This is a genomic window from Xanthomonas sp. NCPPB 3582, from assembly GCF_041475735.2.
In the GTDB taxonomy this organism is placed as follows: domain Bacteria; phylum Pseudomonadota; class Gammaproteobacteria; order Xanthomonadales; family Xanthomonadaceae; genus Xanthomonas; species Xanthomonas codiaei.
Genome location: NZ_CM192968.1, coordinates 2,441,931 through 2,459,169 on the forward strand (window position 1 = coordinate 2,441,931; position 17,239 = coordinate 2,459,169).

Annotated in this window: 17 protein-coding genes and 1 pseudogene; 15 read left to right on the forward strand and 3 right to left on the reverse strand. The window is 66.1% G+C overall.

All coding sequences use genetic code 11. From position 1 onward, the window contains the following. Positions 1-258 precede the first annotated feature (258 nt). Positions 259-1,353 (forward strand): ABC transporter ATP-binding protein, encoded by a 1,095-nt coding sequence (locus ACCQ05_RS10385; RefSeq protein WP_104542176.1) that lies wholly within the window; start codon positions 259-261, stop codon positions 1,351-1,353. 198 nt (positions 1,354-1,551) lie between these two features. On the opposite strand, the gene ygfZ is transcribed toward ACCQ05_RS10385, so the two are convergent. After that, on the reverse strand, positions 1,552-2,424 hold the full coding sequence (gene ygfZ, locus ACCQ05_RS10390; RefSeq protein ID WP_372393706.1) for a CAF17-like 4Fe-4S cluster assembly/insertion protein YgfZ: 873 nt from the start codon (positions 2,422-2,424) through the stop codon (positions 1,552-1,554). A 39-nt stretch (positions 2,425-2,463) separates the two neighbouring features. Between ygfZ and ACCQ05_RS10395 the strand changes: the two genes are divergently transcribed. The 9 genes from ACCQ05_RS10395 to lolD all read left to right on the forward strand — a co-directional run bounded on the left by ACCQ05_RS10395 (position 2,464) and on the right by lolD (position 9,080). Then, positions 2,464-2,634, forward strand: a complete 171-nt coding sequence (locus ACCQ05_RS10395) for a DUF1674 domain-containing protein (RefSeq protein ID WP_162841730.1) — start codon at positions 2,464-2,466, stop codon at positions 2,632-2,634. A 56-nt stretch (positions 2,635-2,690) separates the two neighbouring features. Then, positions 2,691-3,083: a succinate dehydrogenase, cytochrome b556 subunit gene (sdhC, locus tag ACCQ05_RS10400; protein WP_104542180.1), complete on the forward strand. Its 393-nt coding sequence runs from the start codon at positions 2,691-2,693 to the stop codon at positions 3,081-3,083. Continuing rightward, positions 3,080-3,466, forward strand: coding sequence for a succinate dehydrogenase, hydrophobic membrane anchor protein (gene sdhD, locus ACCQ05_RS10405; protein ID WP_104542182.1), 387 nt, complete (start codon positions 3,080-3,082; stop codon positions 3,464-3,466). Before sdhC ends, sdhD begins: the two co-directional genes overlap by 4 nt. Positions 3,467-3,500: 34 nt before the next feature. After that, entirely contained in the window at positions 3,501-5,291 is a 1,791-nt protein-coding gene (gene sdhA, locus ACCQ05_RS10410) for a succinate dehydrogenase flavoprotein subunit (RefSeq protein WP_104542184.1), read from the forward strand. A 229-nt stretch (positions 5,292-5,520) separates the two neighbouring features. Continuing rightward, positions 5,521-6,303, forward strand: a complete 783-nt coding sequence (locus ACCQ05_RS10415) for a succinate dehydrogenase iron-sulfur subunit (protein WP_372393709.1) — start codon at positions 5,521-5,523, stop codon at positions 6,301-6,303. A 112-nt stretch (positions 6,304-6,415) separates the two neighbouring features. Then, positions 6,416-6,664 (forward strand): FAD assembly factor SdhE, encoded by a 249-nt coding sequence (locus tag ACCQ05_RS10420; RefSeq protein ID WP_014507842.1) that lies wholly within the window; start codon positions 6,416-6,418, stop codon positions 6,662-6,664. Next, entirely contained in the window at positions 6,615-7,067 is a 453-nt protein-coding gene (locus tag ACCQ05_RS10425; protein WP_228961324.1) for a YgfX family protein, read from the forward strand. The genes ACCQ05_RS10420 and ACCQ05_RS10425 overlap by 50 nt, the downstream gene beginning before the upstream one ends. A gap of 23 nt (positions 7,068-7,090) precedes the next feature. Beyond that, complete coding sequence (locus ACCQ05_RS10430) at positions 7,091-8,332, forward strand: lipoprotein-releasing ABC transporter permease subunit (protein WP_372393711.1); 1,242 nt, start codon at positions 7,091-7,093, stop codon at positions 8,330-8,332. Between the two features lie 37 nt (positions 8,333-8,369). Next, entirely contained in the window at positions 8,370-9,080 is a 711-nt protein-coding gene (lolD, locus tag ACCQ05_RS10435) for a lipoprotein-releasing ABC transporter ATP-binding protein LolD (RefSeq protein ID WP_167394654.1), read from the forward strand. An 85-nt stretch (positions 9,081-9,165) separates the two neighbouring features. Here the strand turns inward: lolD and ACCQ05_RS10440 are convergent, their stop codons facing one another. Next, the gene (locus tag ACCQ05_RS10440; RefSeq protein WP_372393715.1) at positions 9,166-10,230 is read right to left on the reverse strand and encodes an SDR family oxidoreductase; all 1,065 of its coding nucleotides are present in this window, start codon (positions 10,228-10,230) and stop codon (positions 9,166-9,168) included. Positions 10,231-10,387: 157 nt separating this feature from the next. Beyond that, a complete protein-coding gene (locus ACCQ05_RS10445) occupies positions 10,388-10,564 on the reverse strand; it encodes a hypothetical protein (RefSeq protein WP_372393718.1) in 177 nt (58 codons plus the stop codon). A 202-nt stretch (positions 10,565-10,766) separates the two neighbouring features. Here ACCQ05_RS10445 and ACCQ05_RS10450 point away from each other — a divergent pair. The 5 genes and pseudogenes from ACCQ05_RS10450 to lpxK all read left to right on the forward strand — a co-directional run. After that, a pseudogene (locus ACCQ05_RS10450) lies at positions 10,767-13,298 on the forward strand (DNA internalization-related competence protein ComEC/Rec2); the annotation flags it as partial. Then, positions 13,192-13,854 (forward strand): MotA/TolQ/ExbB proton channel family protein, encoded by a 663-nt coding sequence (locus tag ACCQ05_RS10455; protein ID WP_228961318.1) that lies wholly within the window; start codon positions 13,192-13,194, stop codon positions 13,852-13,854. The pseudogene ACCQ05_RS10450 and the gene ACCQ05_RS10455, both read left to right, overlap by 107 nt. 3 nt (positions 13,855-13,857) lie before the next feature. Beyond that, entirely contained in the window at positions 13,858-14,313 is a 456-nt protein-coding gene (locus ACCQ05_RS10460) for an ExbD/TolR family protein (protein ID WP_372393720.1), read from the forward strand. Further along, entirely contained in the window at positions 14,310-16,079 is a 1,770-nt protein-coding gene (msbA, locus tag ACCQ05_RS10465; RefSeq protein ID WP_104542202.1) for a lipid A export permease/ATP-binding protein MsbA, read from the forward strand. The genes ACCQ05_RS10460 and msbA overlap by 4 nt, the downstream gene beginning before the upstream one ends. Further along, positions 16,076-17,113 carry a tetraacyldisaccharide 4'-kinase gene (lpxK, locus tag ACCQ05_RS10470; protein WP_372393722.1) on the forward strand — a complete coding sequence of 346 codons (1,038 nt, stop codon included), beginning with the start codon at positions 16,076-16,078 and terminating at the stop codon, positions 17,111-17,113. Before msbA ends, lpxK begins: the two co-directional genes overlap by 4 nt. The last annotated feature ends 126 nt before the right edge of the window (positions 17,114-17,239 follow it).

The window sequence follows — 17,239 nt, forward strand, 5'->3', positions numbered from 1 at the left end:
GCGGTTAGCGCATCGGCGGCATAGCTGCCCCTGCGTGGCGGAATGACCGGCTCCGCATGACAGCTGACACCGCGTGAAACAACGGCGTGGGTCGGTTGCGGCATGATTCCTCCCGAGATCGATGTTGCCATGTGAAAACGATTACATGTCAGAATAAACCAATGCATTCGTTTGCAGGAACATTCCGTGCGAATGAGTCGGTCGTCATTGTCATCGGGAGGGCCGAGGGCAGGGCGCATACACAGTTGAGGCCGAACGATGGCGAAAGTGCAGTTGGAAGGTGTCCGCAAGGTCTATGAAAACGGCCAGGTGGCCGTGCAGGGCGCGAGCTTCGAGGTCGCCGATGGCGAGTTGATGGTGCTGGTGGGGCCATCGGGCTGCGGCAAGTCGACCTTGCTGCGCATGATCGCCGGGCTGGAGGACATCAGCGCGGGCACGTTGAAGATCGGCGAGCGCGTGGTCAACGACGTGGCGCCCAAGGATCGCGACATCGCCATGGTGTTCCAGAGCTATGCGCTGTATCCGCACATGACCGTGGCCGAAAACCTGGCCTTCGGGCTCAAGCTGCGTGGCCATCCCAAGCAGGTGATCGCCGAGCGGGTCGCCAATGCCGCCGAGCTGCTCGGGCTGACCCCGATGCTGGACAAGCTGCCCAAGGCGATGTCCGGCGGCCAGCGCCAGCGCGTGGCGCTGGGGCGGGCGATGGTGCGCGAATCGTCGGTGTTCCTGCTCGACGAGCCGTTGTCGAACCTGGATGCCAAGCTGCGCCACAGCGTGCGCACCGAGATCGCACAGCTGCACCGCAAGCTCGGCACCACCATGATCTACGTCACCCACGATCAGGTCGAAGCGATGACGCTGGGCCAGCGCATCGTGGTGCTCAAGGATGGCGTCATCCAGCAGATCGACAGCCCGATGGCGCTGTACGACCGCCCGGCCAACCTGTTCGTGGCCGGTTTCCTGGGCAGCCCGGCAATGAACGTGCTGCAGGGCCGGCTGGATGATCAGGACGGCCTGCATCTGGTGATGGCCGATGGCTGGCGCGTGCCGTTGGGTGCTGCGCAGGTGGATCGCCGCTGGTTCGGCCAGGACGTGATCGTGGGCGTGCGACCGGAGCATCTGCAGCCCTCCAGCGACCCTGCGCTGGGTTTCGAGGCGCGTATCGAGGTGATCGAGCCGGTGGGCAACGAGATCTTCCTCAACCTGGATCGCGGCGGCCAGCCGCTGGTGATCCGCGTCGCGCCGCAGGCCTTGCCGGCGGTCGGCCAGCCATTGCGCCTGGCGCTGCGCAGCGATGCGCTGCATTTCTTCGACCCGGCCACCGGCGAGCGCCTGACAGACGCGGCTGCCTGAGCACTGCTTCTGGCTGCCGGCATCTCAGCGCCGGCGGCGGAGCGACGCCGGTCCGCACCGCCGCGGGGCAGCCACCGCCGCGGGGCAGCGACGGCTGCGCCACGCAGGCCCGGCCGCCTCGATTGCCAGTGCAGCGGTTCGAGAACTCGCGGCCCGGACTCAGCGGGTCCGGCTCAGCGGGTGTCGCAGTAGGTCCGCTCAGCGGGTCAGGCCGGGCACCGTCTGCAGCAAACGGGCAGGGGCATCCCCGGCCTTCAATGCCATGCCATCGCCGATCGTCAGTTCCAGTGGCAGCACGGCCAGGGCCAGGGTACCGGCGGCGCTGACAACGGTGCCCACCTCGGCCCCGTCCAGGCTGATCGCATCGCCCGGCGCGACGGCAGCGTCGGTGTCGAGCAGTTGCACCGCGCGCTTGGCCTTGCCGAGGAAGTGCGTGCGCGCCACGATTTCCTGCCCTGGGTAGCAGCCCTTCTTGACGCTGAAAGCCTGCAGACGGTCCAGCGCCAGTTGCTGCGGGGTCCACTGCTCGCGCTGCGTCTGCGGCAGGCGCACCAGCCCCAATTGCAGGTCGGCGCGACGCCATTGCGCGTCAATGCCGGGCACATCGATAGGCGCAGTCAATGCATCGCCTGTCAGCAGCAACAGCGTGCGCGGCAGGGCGCTGCCACCGAAATCCAGTTCGATGCGCTGCGCTGCGATGGCCGCCTGCGCGCCGCGCGCCTGTTGCGGCGCCTGGAGGCCGCCGTAGGCCGCAGGCGTGGCGAGCTCGATCTTCAGCTTGCGCCGGAACACGAAACGCCCCAGCTGCGCGGCGATCTCGGCCGCGTTGCCGTCGGGCAGCAGCATCAGCAGGTGGGTGTCGTCCTCACGCAGGAGTGCGAAGATGGCGATCACGCGCCCCTTCGCCGTCAACCACGCATTCCATTGCCACTGCCCGATCGCCAGCGCCTGTACGTCGTTGGCAAATTGCGCATGCGCGAACGCCACTGCATCCGTCCCGATCAGGCGGACGTATTGCATGTCGTGCAGGGAGCCAAAACCCTGCGGAATAAGATTCAGGTTGTCAGCCACGGAAGGGGAGGACTAAAATCGCAACGTTGTGAGACCACTATGATAGGCCATCCAACCCCCACGCCATCGCAGGATTCCGAGACGCAGCCTTCCTCTCAGGAGCACATTCCCGAGAAGCAGCCCCTGCCCAAAGAGATCGGTGGGCGCGACGGCCCCGAGCCGACGCGCTATGGCGACTGGGAGAAAAATGGACGCTGCATCGATTTTTGAGCAGCTTTTAGCCACAGCGGCCTAGTGCCGCCCAGCCGAGATAACGAGCCCAGCGAATGGCGATCCGCGAACGTCCCACTTCCCCACATCTGCAGGTATATCGCTGGCAGATCCAGATGGCGACCTCGATCCTGCATCGAGCCACCGGCGTCATTCTTTCCGGAGGGGCGCTGGTCATTGCCGTCTCCCTGCTGGTATTGATGCTCGGGCAGGACCATTGGTCGTGCCTCACCCAGCATCTTGGCGCCTGGTATGGCCAGCTGTTCCTGTTCGCATGGTCATGGGCCTTCGCCTATCACCTGTCCAACGGCATCCGCCACATCGTGCAGGATTTCGGCTACGGCTTCAGCATTCCCGCCTTCGTGCGCAGCAGCTGGACCTCGGTGATCTCCAGCCTGGTGATCACCGCCGCGATCTGGGCCTATGTCTTGACCGGAGCCGCCGCATGAGCCGTTACCGTACTCCGTTGAAGACCGTGCGCGGCCTGGGCGCCGCCAAGACCGGCACCGAGCATTTCGTGCTGCAGCGCCTGACCGCCACCGCGCTGGTGGTGCTGGCGATCTGGTTCGTGGTGTTCGTGCTGAGCCTGCTCGGCTCGGACTATCCGACCGCGGTCGCGGCCGTGTCCAAGCCCTGGAATGCAGTCTTGCTGGTGGGTTTCCTGGTGGCGATGTTCTGGCACGCGCAGCTTGGTCTGCAGGTCGTGCTCGAGGACTACATCCACAATTCGCTGCTGGCACTGGCGTTGCAGACAACGGTGAAGTTCATCGCCGTGCTTGGCGCGATCGTCAGCATTTTCGCAGTGGCGCGCATCGCGCTGGGCGGTGCCTGAGTCATCGGGCGCATAGAACAGGAATCCAGATTAGATGTCCGCTTACAAGATCACTGAACACAAGTACGACATGGTCGTGGTGGGGGCCGGCGGTGCCGGTCTGCGCGCGACCTTCGGCCTGGCCCAGAAAGGCCTGCAGACGGTCTGCCTGACCAAGGTCTTCCCGACCCGCTCGCACACCGTGGCCGCGCAGGGCGGTATTTCCGCCGCGCTCGGCAACATGGGCGAGGACGACTGGCGCTACCACTTCTACGACACCATCAAGGGGTCGGACTGGCTGGGCGATCAGGACGCCATCGAGTACATGTGCCGCGAGGCGATTCCGGCCATCATCGAGCTCGAACATTACGGCGTGCCGTTCTCGCGCACCGAAGAGGGCAAGATCTACCAGCGTCCGTTCGGCGGCATGACCACCAAGTACGGCGAAGGCCCGTCCGCGCAGCGCACCTGCGCCGCGGCCGACCGTACCGGCCACGCCATGCTGCACACGCTGTACCAACAGTCGCTGGCGCACAACGCGCGTTTCATGATCGAGTATTTCGCGCTCGACCTGATCTTCGACGACGAGGGCGTCTGCCGCGGCGTACTCGCGCTGGACATGGCCGAAGGCTCGCTGCACCTGTTCCGTGCGCAGGGCGTGGTGCTGGCCACCGGCGGCTATGGCCGTGCCTACTTCAGCGCCACCTCGGCCCACACCTGCACCGGCGACGGCGGCGGCCTGGTGATGCGTGCCGGCCTGCCGATGCAGGACATGGAGTTCGTGCAGTTCCACCCCACCGGCATCTACGGTGCGGGCTGCCTGATCACCGAAGGCGTGCGCGGCGAAGGCGGCATCCTGCGCAACAGCAACGGCGAGCGCTTCATGGAGCGCTATGCACCGCATTACAAGGATCTGGCCTCGCGCGACGTGGTGTCGCGTTCGATGACCATCGAGATCCGCGAAGGCCGTGGCGTCGGCGAGCACAAGGACCACATCCTGCTCGACCTGACCCATCTCGGCCCGGAAGTGATCAACGACAAGCTGCCCGGCATCGCCGAGAGCGCGCACATCTTCGCCGGCGTGGACGTGGCCAAGCAGCCGATTCCGGTGCTGCCGACCGTGCACTACAACATGGGCGGCATCCCCACCAACTACCACGGCGAAGTGGTGCGCAAGCAGGGCGACAACCCGGATGCGGTGGTGCCCGGCCTGTACGCCATCGGCGAAGCGGCCTGCGTGTCTGTGCATGGTGCCAACCGCCTGGGCTCCAATTCGCTGCTGGACCTGGTGGTATTCGGCCGCGCGGTGGCCAACCGGTGCGCGGAAACCATCAAGACCAACCAGCCGCACAAGCCGCTGCCGTCCGATGCCTGCGACAAGGCGTTGGGCCTGCTGGACAAGTTGCGCCACGCCAACGGCTCCACGCCGACCTCGGTGATCCGCGACAACATGCAGCGCACCATGCAGTCGGACGCTGCGGTGTTCCGTACCAGCAAGACGCTGAAGGAAGGCGTGGACAAGATGGCGCAGATTTTCGCCACCTTCGAAGACGTCAAGGTGTCGGACCGTTCGCTGGTGTGGAACTCGGACCTGATCGAGACCTACGAGTTGAACAACTTGCTGCTCAACGCCGTGGCGACGATCAACTCGGCCGAGCAGCGCAAGGAAAGCCGCGGTGCGCATGCGCACGAGGACTTCCCCGAGCGCGACGACGTCAATTGGCAGAAGCACACGCTGGTCACCGTGGACGACAAGGGCAAGTGCGATTTCGAATATCGCCCGGTCCATATGTACACGCTGAGCAAGGAAGTGGATGTGGTTCCGCCGAAGCCGCGCGTCTACTGATCGTCGATGCCGATGCCTGATACCGCCCCCATGACCCGATCGACCCAGCGCGTGGTGCGCACGGACGTTGCGGTTGCACGGTGCGGAGCAGGCCTGACGCAGGTGCGGCGCCGGCAGCGTGCCGGCGGCCGCGCCACCGTATCGGTGGTGGCATCCATCGTTTTCAATTTCATGCGCACGGTGCGGTCTTCGCTTGCACTGCGCGTCGCCTGAGCCAACGAGAGCAGCTATGGCAGAGTTCACCCTCCCCAAGAATTCCAAGATCGGCAAGGGCAAGCATTACCCTGCACAAGGCGCCAAGAACACCCGTACCTTCAAGGTCTACCGCTGGGATCCGGATGGCAATGCCAATCCGCGCACCGACAGCTACGAGATCGATCTGGACAAGTGCGGCCCGATGGTTCTGGACGCGCTGATCAAGATCAAGAACGAGATCGACCCGACCCTGACCTTCCGCCGCTCGTGCCGCGAAGGCATCTGCGGTTCGTGCGCGATGAACATCGACGGCACCAATACGCTGGCCTGCACCAAGGCCATCGCGGCCTGCGGCAAAGCCGAGGTGCCGATCTACCCGTTGCCGCACATGGATGTGATCAAGGACCTGGTGCCGGACCTGACGCATTTCTACGCGCAGTACGCCTCGATCAAGCCGTGGATCCGCACTCAGACTCCGGCGCCGCCGGACCGTGAGCGCCTGCAGTCGCCCGAAGACCGCAAGAAGCTCGACGGCCTGTACGAGTGCATCCTGTGCGCCTGCTGCTCGACCAGCTGCCCGAGCTATTGGTGGAACGGCGAGCGTTACCTGGGCCCGGCGATCCTGCTGCAGGCCTACCGCTGGATCATCGACTCGCGCGATGAAGACACCGGTGCGCGCCTGGACGACCTGGAAGATCCGTTCAAGCTGTATCGCTGCCACACCATCATGAACTGCGCGCGCACCTGCCCGAAGGGATTGAATCCGGCATTGGCCATTGCCGAGATCAAGAAGCTGATGATGGCGCGTCGCGCCTGATCGCACAGCAAGGCGGTCCCGCCAGGGCGGGATGCGGTTCGCAGCGGCACCGGCCTCCAGGTCAGGTGCCGCTGTCGTTTTCGGCCTGCCGCAGGGCGGGGTGGAGAGAAAAATGGATGAAGACACACTGCTGAAGAAGTTGCGCTGGCGCTGCCGGCGGGGCATGCGCGAGCTGGATCAATTGTTCGGCCGCTATCTGGACCGGCGCTGGGCGCAAGCACCGGCGGCAGAGCGCGCGGTTTTCCTACAGTTGCTGGATTGCGAAGACGATAAGTTGTGGCGCTGGTTCATGGGATACGAGGCCTGCCCGGATGCCGACAACGCCGCACTCATCGCCGATATCCGCGCCATGCCGGCTTGAATGGCGTCCCTCGCGCGGGCTTGCCTGCGCGCTGGGGGCGATGGCGCTGCTGGCCCAGTGCGCGGTGTGGCGCAGCGGCGCGCCGATGTGGGTAGCACTGTTGTTGTCCGCTTGTGCCGTGGTGCTGGGCACGCGTTCGCTGCGCCAGCTGTTGCGCTCGCCGCCACGTCAATTGGTGGTGCCATGGAGCGATGCGGCGGCCAGCGTCGATGGGGAACGGGTGGAGGATCTGCAGGTCAGCTGGCGCGGACCGATTGCGGTGGTGTCCTGGCAGGGCAGGGGTCAACGCCGTGGCCGGCTGCTTTTCTGGCCGGACACCCTGCCGGCAGCGCAGCGACGTGAACTGCGTCTGGCCGCACAGGCGCACGCGATTTCGTCCCGGGCGCTGCAAGTGGCACCATAGCGTCCCTTTTCTGGTTGAACCGCATGTTCAAACCTATCCCGGTTGCCATCGGCTTGCGCTACCTGCGCGCCAAGCGGCGCAATGGCTTCATCTCCTTCATCTCGATGGCGTCGATCCTGGGCATCGCCCTGGGCGTGACCGTGCTGATCACCACGCTGGCGGTGATGAGCGGCTTCCAGAAGGAAATCCGCGACCGTCTGCTGCAGATGGCCGCGCATGCCACGGTCAGTGCCGAAGGTGCGCCGATGCGCGACTGGCAGCATGCGGTCGAGGTCGCCATGGCCGACCCGCGTGTGGCCGGCGCCGCGCCGTATATCGAAACCGAATCCCTGCTGCAGGGCCCGCGCAAGCAACCGGCCATCGTGCGCGGGGTGATCCCCTCCGAAGAAGCCAAGGTGTCGGTGCTGGCCAAGAAGATGCAGCAAGGGTCGGTCGACAGCCTCACGCCCGGCTCCTACAACATCATCATCGGCAAGGAACTGGCGCTGTGGCTGGGGGTGGACGTGGGCGACGGCATCGTCGTGCTGCTCAGCGATACCCAGGCCACCCCACTGGGCGCAATGCCGCGGCTCAAGCGCTTCACCGTCAGCGGCATCTTCGAGGCTGGCTACAACGAGATCGACCGCGGCCTGGCGGTGGTCAACATGCAGGATCTGGGGCGCGTGCTGCGCATGGATGGCGTGACCGGCGTGCGGCTGCGCCTGCACGACATGGACCAGGCCTGGAACGTGGCGCGCGACCTGGCGCTCAACCTGCACGGCCCGTATCGCGTCAGCGACTGGACCCAGGAAAACGCCAACCTCTATCACTCGTTGAAGATGGAAAAGACCGTGATGGGTATCCTGCTGTCGCTGATCGTGGCGATGGGCGCGTTCAACCTGGTGTCCTCGCAGGTGATGCTGGTGACCGACAAGCAGGCCGACATCGCCATTCTGCGCACGCTGGGGCTGTCGCCCGGCGGCGTGATGCAGGTGTTCATGGTGCAGGGTTCGCTGATCGGCTTCATGGGCACCATCATGGGCGTGATCGGCGGCATCGTGCTGACGCTCAATCTCGAACGCATCCTGGGCGTGATCGAAGCGGTCTTCAACGTCAAGCTGCTGCCCGAGGACGTCTACTACATCACCGGCCTGCCCACCGACATGCAGACGCAGGACGTGGTGATCATCACCGTGGTCGCGTTGGTCATGAGTTTCCTGGCGACCCTGTACCCGGCGTGGCGCGCCTCGCGGACCCAACCAGCGGAGGCGCTGCGTTATGAATGAGATCCGGGAATCGGGATTGGCGAATCGGGAATCGACAATGCAAGCGCCGAACCACGCCGATCTGGTAATTCGCGCCGAAGCCTTGGCCAAGACCTATGCCGAAGGCAAGATGCGCACGCCGGTGTTCGACGGGCTGGACCTGTCGGTGGCGACAGGCGAAACGGTGGCCATCGTCGGTGCCTCCGGTGCGGGCAAGAGCACCTTGCTGCATCTGCTGGGCGGCCTGGATATCCCCACCTCCGGTGAGGTCTACGTCGCAGGCCAGCGCATGTCGGCGCTGTCCGACGGCCAGCGCGGCAAGCTGCGCAACCAGGCGCTGGGCTTCGTGTACCAATTCCATCACCTGCTGCCGGAATTCACCGCGCTGGAGAACGTGATGATGCCGGTACTGCTGTCGGGCAAGGAGGTGGCGGTGGCGCGCGGACAGGCGCTGCAACTGCTGGAATCGGTCGGCCTGGGCCATCGTATCGAGCACAAGCCCGGCGAGCTTTCCGGTGGCGAGCGCCAGCGCTGTGCGGTGGCGCGTGCCCTGGTAAATCGCCCCGGCTGCGTGCTCGGCGACGAGCCCACCGGCAATCTCGACGACAAGACCGCCGGCACGGTGTTCGAGCTGATGCTGGAACTCAATCGCGCCCAGCGCACCAGCCTGGTATTGGTGACCCACGACCGCAGCCTGGCGCGTCGTCTGGATCGCGTGCTGGAGTTGCACCAGGGCAAGCTGCGCGAGTTGGCGCCTTCGGCGGTGTGAGCGCTGCGCCGCCATCGGTCTTCCGATGGCGGCGCGAGCAACAACCGCAGGCCATTGAAGACCCGCGCTGATACTCAAAACACGATCAAGGAATGATGCGCAGTGCCCGCAGCCGGGTGAACAGTTCGAAGAACGAGGCGCGGCTGTCGTAGAAATCCATAAAGCCCAGTTCGCGGCTCTTGGTCATGTCGTTGACGCACTCGATCTCGCGGCCCAGGTCCGCATCGGTGTGCCACCACGAGGCCAGCCGGTTGACGTCCGCTTCCACCAGTTGGTGCCTGGCAGCCAGCTCGGCCCATAGCGCCGGTGCGGATTCGGTCAGGCGCGCTTCCAGCGGTTGTGGCGTGTCGGGGCAGGGCGCTGCATCGAGCTCGAAGAACTGCGCGATCTGCCCCCACATCCAGCGCCAGCGAAACACATCGCCGTTGACGGTGTTGAAGGCCTGGTTGCGCGCTGCCGGGCTGAGTCCGGCCCAGGCCAGCTGTCGGCCGAGCAGGCCGGCATCGGTGAGGTCGGTGAGGCTGTTCCATTGCGCCTGCGAGCCCGGAAACACGAACTGCTGACCGGTGTGTTTGCACAACGATGCATAGACGGCCAGTGTCACGCCCATGTTCATCGCGTTGCTGCCATTGGCCATGCCGATCATGGTGTGCGAGCGATGCACGCTCCACCCGAAGCCGTGGCGTTCGGCGTTCGCGAACAGCAGGTCTTCGAGCGTGTAGTAGAAGTTCTCGCCCGGCTGGCGCGGCTCGCTTTCGCGGAACGGCGTTTCCGCCTTGCCGCTGCCGTAATTTTCGAATGCGCCCAGGTAGTGCTTGGTGCCGGTGACCAGGGCCATGTGCTTGAGCGGTGCATGGCTCAGGGCCTCGCACAGGTTGCGCATCATCGCACCATTGGCCTGGACGTTTTCGCGCTCGGTGTCGCGCCGCGTCCAGGTGCAGAAGAACACGTGGGTGATCGGCAAACCCTGCAAAGCGGTGCGGGTGCCTTCGGCATCCAGCAGATCGGCAGCCACCGGGATGACGCCGTCCTGCGGCAGCGGCCGACGCGCCAGACCATAGACGGTCCAGCCATCGGCCACCAGCACGTTGGCGAGGTTGTAACCGGAAATGCCGGTCACGCCGACGATCAATGCAATGCCCTTACGCATGTGGGGGAACTCCTCGATAACAGCCCAGACCATAGCGCCTGTCCCATGAAATCGAGGCGAATGCTTGATCTGCAGTCAACGGATGGCTGCATGTGATATGTCGCATCGCCGGTATGTGTCCGTCTGTACGGATTCACGCGCGCAGCTGATCGAGCGATCACACGCGTATGGTCTGCGCCAGCGCCAGACGCGGTGAGCTGGCTCGACCCGACTGCCCCGATGCTGGTGGCAGCATCCGGATCGCGATGATCGCGGTATCGATCGCCAGTTCGTCGAGCGTCGCGAACCGGCAGTGCATCGCGACGGAGGCGGGCATGTTGCGGAGATCGTTCAACCTACATTCCGAGGACACCATCACGTATGCGTCCGGATGTCTGTTTCTGTGTCGGTTGGTCGGAGCGCTCGGTGTGAGGAACATCCGCCACCGCGAACCCGTCTTCTTCCTACCCTGCAGCGGGCAAACCACCGTTGGGGACGCCAGCCAGCCTGGTCTAGTCTGAGGTCGTGGATTCAGGGCGTCAGGATGGCGGAATGGCATGGATGTCTCGGCACCCAGGGTGACACCGGCACCGCTTGCATCGGCGGTTCCCATCGCGGTGGCGCTGCTGCTGGGCGTGGTCGGCTGCGCGTGGTCGCCGGCGGTGCTGTCGTCGGCGATCTACGCGGTCTCTGGTGGCGCAGGCCTTGTAAGCATTCTTGGGATCTTGTGGTGGCGTCCGCGCGCGACGGTGTGGGTGCTGATGCCTGCAACCGTGGTACTGGGCTTCGCTCTTACCGGTTGGCATGCGGGTCGGGCACTGCAGGCGCAGTTGCTTCCAGGCGACGAAACGCACGATCTCACCGTACGTGGCGAGGTGGTCGGGCTGCCGGTGGCCGAGCAGCGGCGCACCCGCTTTCAGCTGCGTGTCGATCGCGATCGGTCGCAGCCGGCGGCAGTGCGCGGCAAGCTGCTGCAACTGGCGTGGTACGACGCCTTCCAGGCGCAGCAGGTTGGACCACGCGCCGCATTGCGTGCCGGTGCCCGGTGGCAACTGCGGCTCAAGTTGCGCGCACCGCGCGGGCTGCGAAACCCGGGAGGGTTCGATGCCGAACGCCAGGCACTGGCGCAGCGCATCGCGGCAACCGGCTATGTACGCGACCACGGCGCGGCCCGTCAGCTTGCTGCGCCGCGCGGCGTGGATGCCTGGCGCGAGCAGATGTCGCAACGCATCGCCGACCGGGTGCCAGGCGCATCTGCGCCGTATCTGCGTGCGCTGGCATTGGGCGACACCCGCGGCCTGGACGATGCGGCCTGGGCCACCTTGCGCGCGACCGGGCTCAGCCACCTGATCGCGATCTCCGGATTCCATGTCGGCCTGGTCGCCGCCTTCTTTGCGCTGGTGGTTGCAGCGCTGTGGCGATGGCAGCCGGGGTTGGGTGCGGTGATTCCACGCGTGCATGCCGCCGCGCTGGCCGCATTGCTCGGTGCGGCCGCCTACGCTGTGCTTGCCGGGCTGGCGCTGCCGACCGTGCGGACCGTATTGATGATCGCGGTCGTGGCATTGGCGCGGGTCACGCGGCGAGGCGCCACGACTGCGCAGATGCTCGCGCTTGCCTTGCTGGCGGTGTTGCTGTGGGACCCCCTGAGCGTACTGGTGGCCGGCTTCTGGCTCAGTTTTGCCGGTGTCGCCTGGCTGGTGTGGTGCCTGCCATCGAATGATCGCGCCATCGTGCGCGGCTTCCTCTCCGCACAGACCGTGGCCACCATCGGCTTGCTGCCGCTCACCATCAGCCTGTTTGGGCAGGCGTCCCTGGTGGGGCCGTTCGCCAATCTGCTGGCCATTCCCTGGTGGACCTTCGTGGTCGTGCCGCTGTGCCTGATCGGCACCGCGCTGGAAGCCATGCATGCTGGCGCAGGTGTCTGGGCGTGGCAGCTGGCAGGTTGGTGTTTCGAACTGACCTGGCCGGGGTTTGTCTGGCTCGGGCAGACCACCGTGGCGCTGTGGTGGGTGCCCGAATCCGATGCCATCGCGCTGATCGCCGCATTGCTGGGCGCGTTCTGGTTGTTATTGCCGCGAGGCACGCCGGGCAAGGCCATGGCCTGTCTGCTGTGGCTGCCGCTGCTGTGGCCGGATCGCGCCCTGCCTGCCGCCGGCGAGGCCGACATCCAGGTGCTGGACGTGGGGCAGGGTCTGGCGGTGCTGGTGCGCACCCAGCACCATGCTGTATTGGTCGATACCGGCCCGGCGGTGCGCGATGGCTTCGATGCCGGCGAACGCGTGGTGCTGCCCGCCCTGCATGCACTCGGAGTGCGTCGGTTGGATGCCATCGTGCTCAGCCATGCCGATGCCGATCACGCCGGCGGCTATACGGCGGTGCGTGCCGGCATGCCGGTTGCGAAGACCGCCGCGCCGCCGGGTGCGCCGCTGGATGTCAGTACGCGCTGTCACGCCGGACAGCAGTGGGAGTGGGATGGCGTGCGCTTTCGGGTCCTGCATCCGGGGCCGGCGTTCCCGTACCTGCGCAATCAATCCAGCTGCGTGCTGCGGGTCCAGACACGTTACGCCAGCGCGCTGCTGCCGGGCGATATCGACGCGCTCGTGGAGCAGCGGCTGCTACGCGACCACGCACCGCTGCTACGGGCGGAGCTGGTGGTGGTGCCGCACCATGGCAGTGCGGATGGCTCGCATGCCGGCTTCATCGCCGCCAGCGGCGCGCGGCTGGCGCTGGTCTCGTCGGGGCACGGCAACCGCTTCGGGCATCCGCGGGCGCAGGTGGTAGAGCGCTGGCGGGGCAGTGGCGCCGAAGTGCTCGATACTGCCCAGTCCGGTGCGATCAGGGTCTGGCTGGGGGCGAACGGCCTGCAGGTGCGCGAGCGGCGCCGTTGGCAGCCGCGGCTATGGGATGCTGCGGAACGGCGGCGGTCGGCTGCTATTCTATCGGCCAGCGAATAGGCGGCCGCGTTGCCGGAGGAATCGAATCGTGTTGGAGCTGGTCAAGGCGGGCGGTTGGCCGATGGTGCCGTTGCTGTTGTTGGGCGTGATCGCGCTGGCGATCGTGCTGGAACGTCTGTGGACCCTGCGCCGCAACGAAGTGACGCCCCCGGGGCTGGGCGAAGAGGTGCGCAACTGGGCCGCGCGCGGCAAGCTGGACCCCACCCATATCGAGTCGTTGCGGCGCAATTCGCCACTGGGTGCCTTGCTGGCAGCCGCGCTGGATGTACGCGGCCGGCCGCGCGATCTGGTCCGCGAACGCATCGAGGACACCGGTCGCCATGTGGTGCATCGCATGGAGCGGTATCTGAACGCATTGGGCACGATCGCCTCGGCCGGGCCGCTGCTGGGCTTGCTGGGCACCGTGGTCGGCATGATCCAGATGTTCCTGGGGATCCTCGACCACGGCGTGGGCGATGTGAACCAGCTGGCCGGCGGCATCGGCAAGGCGCTGGTGTGCACCGCCACCGGCATGATCATCGCGGTGCCGGCACTGATGGCGCACCGTTTCTTCAAGGGGCGCATCACCGGTTACATCATCGAGATGGAGCAGGAGGCCACGCTGTTGCTCGACACCATGGAGGGGCGCGTGGTTGCGCCATCCGCGCCGCCAGCAGCGTCGGGCGTCGCGCCTGTTGCGGCGAAGGGCTGACGGATGCGCATCGGCAGCGACCGAAGCCAGGACGAGCCGCATATCGACCTGGTGCCATTGATTGACGTCATCCTCGTCCTCATCATCTTCTTCGTGGTGACCACGACCTTCGACGCACGTTCCACGCTGCAATTGCAGCTGCCGACCGCCAGCGACCAGAACACCAGCGCGCCGCCGCGCTCGCTCAGCGTGTTGGTCAATGCCGACGGGCACTACTTCATCAACGATCAGGAAGTGCTGCGCTCGGATGTCGAAGCCCTGAAGCAGAGCATCGCCCAGATTGCCGGCGACGACCGCGAGCAGACGGTGCTGATGCGTGCCGATGCGCGTACGCCGTACCAGGCCGTGGTCACCGCGCAGGATGCGCTGGGCCAGCTCGGCTTCCGGCGCATCGCCATCGCCACCGCGCCGCAGACCGGCAGCGGCGGCAACGCCAGCAAGAACGGAACCCGCCAGTGACCACCCCCAACGATCGCCCGGCGCCAGTTTCGTCCTGGCGCACGTACCGTCGCCTGTTGGCGTTCGCAAAACCCTATCGGCTGCTGCTGCTCGCCGCGTTGGTCGCCGCGTTGATCGAAGCGGCAGGCACCACCGGCTTCCTGGCGTTGATGAAGCCGATCACCGACGAAACCTTCATCTACAAGAACGCCGAAGTCAGCCGCTGGCTGCCGGTGCAGATCATCCTGCTGTTCGTGGTGCGTGGCGTGGCCGGCTACATCACCGATATGGCGATGGGCAAGTCCGCGCGCAGCATTGCGCGCGATCTGCGCGTCAAGGTGATGTCCAAGTACCTGCGCCTGCCCGGATCGAGGTTCGATTCGGAACCGGTGCCCTCGATGCTGATCCGTCTGGGCTCGGATTCGGACCAGGTCGCACAGGCGGCCGTGGACGCGGTCAAGGTCATGATCCAGCAGTCGCTGCAGGTGATCGGCGCTCTGGCGCTGATGTTGTGGCATAGCTGGCAGGTCACGCTCACCATCGTGGTGCTGGCACCGGTGCTGGCGTGGGTGATGGACAAGGTGGCGCGGCGCTATCGGCGCATCAGCCACAGCATCCAGGAGAGCGGCGCGCACCTGTTGCAGGCGGCCGACCAGACCTTGTCCAGCCACCAGGAGGTCAAGATCTACGGTGCCCAGCAGACCGAGATGGAGCGCTACGGCGCGCTGGCCGACCGCAATCTGCGCCTGGCGATGAAGGTCGAATCCACCCGCGGCATTTCCACCGCCACGGTGCAGATGATCGGTGCGATCGGCCTGTCGGCGTTGCTGTTCGTGGCCGGTGCGCAGGCCCTGGCCGGGCGCCTGACCGCGGGCGACTTCGTGGTGCTGATGACCTCGATGCTGACGATCATCCCGGGGCTGAAGCAGCTCACCAATGTGCAGAACATGGTGCAGCGCGGCCTGGCTTCGGCCGAGCGCCTGTTCTCGGTCCTCGACAGCCCGGACGAGCCGGACCAGGGCACGCTGCCCTTGACGCGCGCCAAGGGCCTGATCGAATTTCGCGGCGTGACCGCGCGCTATCCGGAACAGGTGAACCCGGCCCTGGCCGATGTCAGCTTCGTCGCCCAACCCGGCACGGTCACCGCCATCGTCGGCCGTTCCGGCAGCGGCAAATCCAGCCTGATCAAGCTGATCCCGCGTTTCTACGAGGCCGAGGCAGGGCAGATCCTGCTCGACGGGCATCCGGTGCAGGCCTACTCGCTGGCCGACCTGCGTCGCCAGATCGCGCTGGTCGGCCAGCAGGTGATGCTGTTCGACGGCAGCATTGCCGACAATGTCGCCTATGGCGAAATGCGCAATGCCGATGCCGGGCAACTGGAACGCGCCATCCTCGGTGCCAATGCCATGGAGTTCGTCGCGCAGTTGCCGGAAGGCCTGCAGTCGCATGTCGGCGCCAAGGGCGGGCGGCTGTCCGGCGGCCAGCGCCAGCGCCTGGCCATCGCGCGCGCGATGCTCAAGGACGCACCGATCCTGATCCTGGACGAGGCCACCGCTGCGCTGGACAACGAGTCCGAGCGGCTGGTGCAGGACGCCTTGCACAAGCTCATGCCCGACCGCACCACGCTGGTGATCGCGCACCGCCTGTCCACCATCGAGCATGCCGATCAGGTGCTGGTGATGGACCAGGGCCGCATCGTCGAGCGCGGCACCCACACCGAATTGCTGGCGCAGGGCGGCTTGTACTCGCATCTGCACGGCATGCAGTTCCGCGAACGCCAGGCATGAGCAAGCGCGGCGCCCGCACGCCGGGCTATTGGTACGACAACGCGCCGATTCCGCTGGCGGCGCGCCTGCTGGCGCCGGTCTACAGCGCCGCGATTGCAGTACGGCGTGGTCTGTACCGTCGCGGCTGGCGCAAGCGGCATGGGGTGCCGGTGCCGGTGATCGTGGTGGGCAATGTCACTGCAGGTGGTACCGGCAAGACGCCGCTGACCATCGCACTGGTGTCCAAGCTGCAGGAGGCCGGCTGGACCCCTGGTGTGGCCAGCCGTGGCTATGGCCGTGACGACGCCGGCACCGCCCGCTGGGTCGATGCGGACACGCCAGTGGCACTGGGGGGCGACGAACCGGTGTTGATCGCCTGGAAGACCGGTGCACGCGTCCGTGTGGACGGCAACCGTGTGGCGGCTGCACGCGCCCTGGTCGAAGCGGGCTGCGACATCGTCGTGTGCGACGACGGTCTACAGCACTACCGGCTGGCCCGCGATGTGGAAATCGAAGTGGTCGACGGCCAGCGCCGCTACGGCAATGGCCGCCTGCTGCCTGCCGGGCCGCTGCGCGAACCGGCCGCACGCGCGCAGGAGTGCGACTTTCGCGTGATCAATCTCGGTCAGGCCAGCGCGGCTGCCGCGCCTCAAGAGCCGGCCGATGCCGGTTTCGGCGAATGGCAGATGCGGCTGAGCATCGACAGCGTGCAGCCGATGGATGGCAAGCGGGCACAGCCGTTGAGCATGCTGGCCGGGCAACGCGTGCATGCGGTTGCCGGTATCGCCAATCCGGAACGCTTCTTCGCCATGCTGCGCGCACGCGGCATCGGAGTCGTCCCGCATGCATTTCCCGACCATCATGTCTATACGGCAGCGGATTTCAGCTTCGGTAGCCGCCTGCCGGTGTTGATGACCGAAAAGGACGCGGTGAAATGCCGGCCATTCGCCGACGAGTGGCTGTACAGCGTACCGCTCAAGGCCGAGCTGCCTGCCGCGTTCTGGGTGAGCCTGCTGGACCGCCTGGACAGGCTGGCCAGTCGTGGTCGCGACTGACAGGCGCCCTGGCATCGCGCCGGGCCGTGCTGTTTCCATACGCCACGGCAGACGGCACCCCGACAGGGGCGCGGGTGCGACCGCCACACTGCAAGGCGATCAGGAAACAAGCAGGCGCCCGTAGGG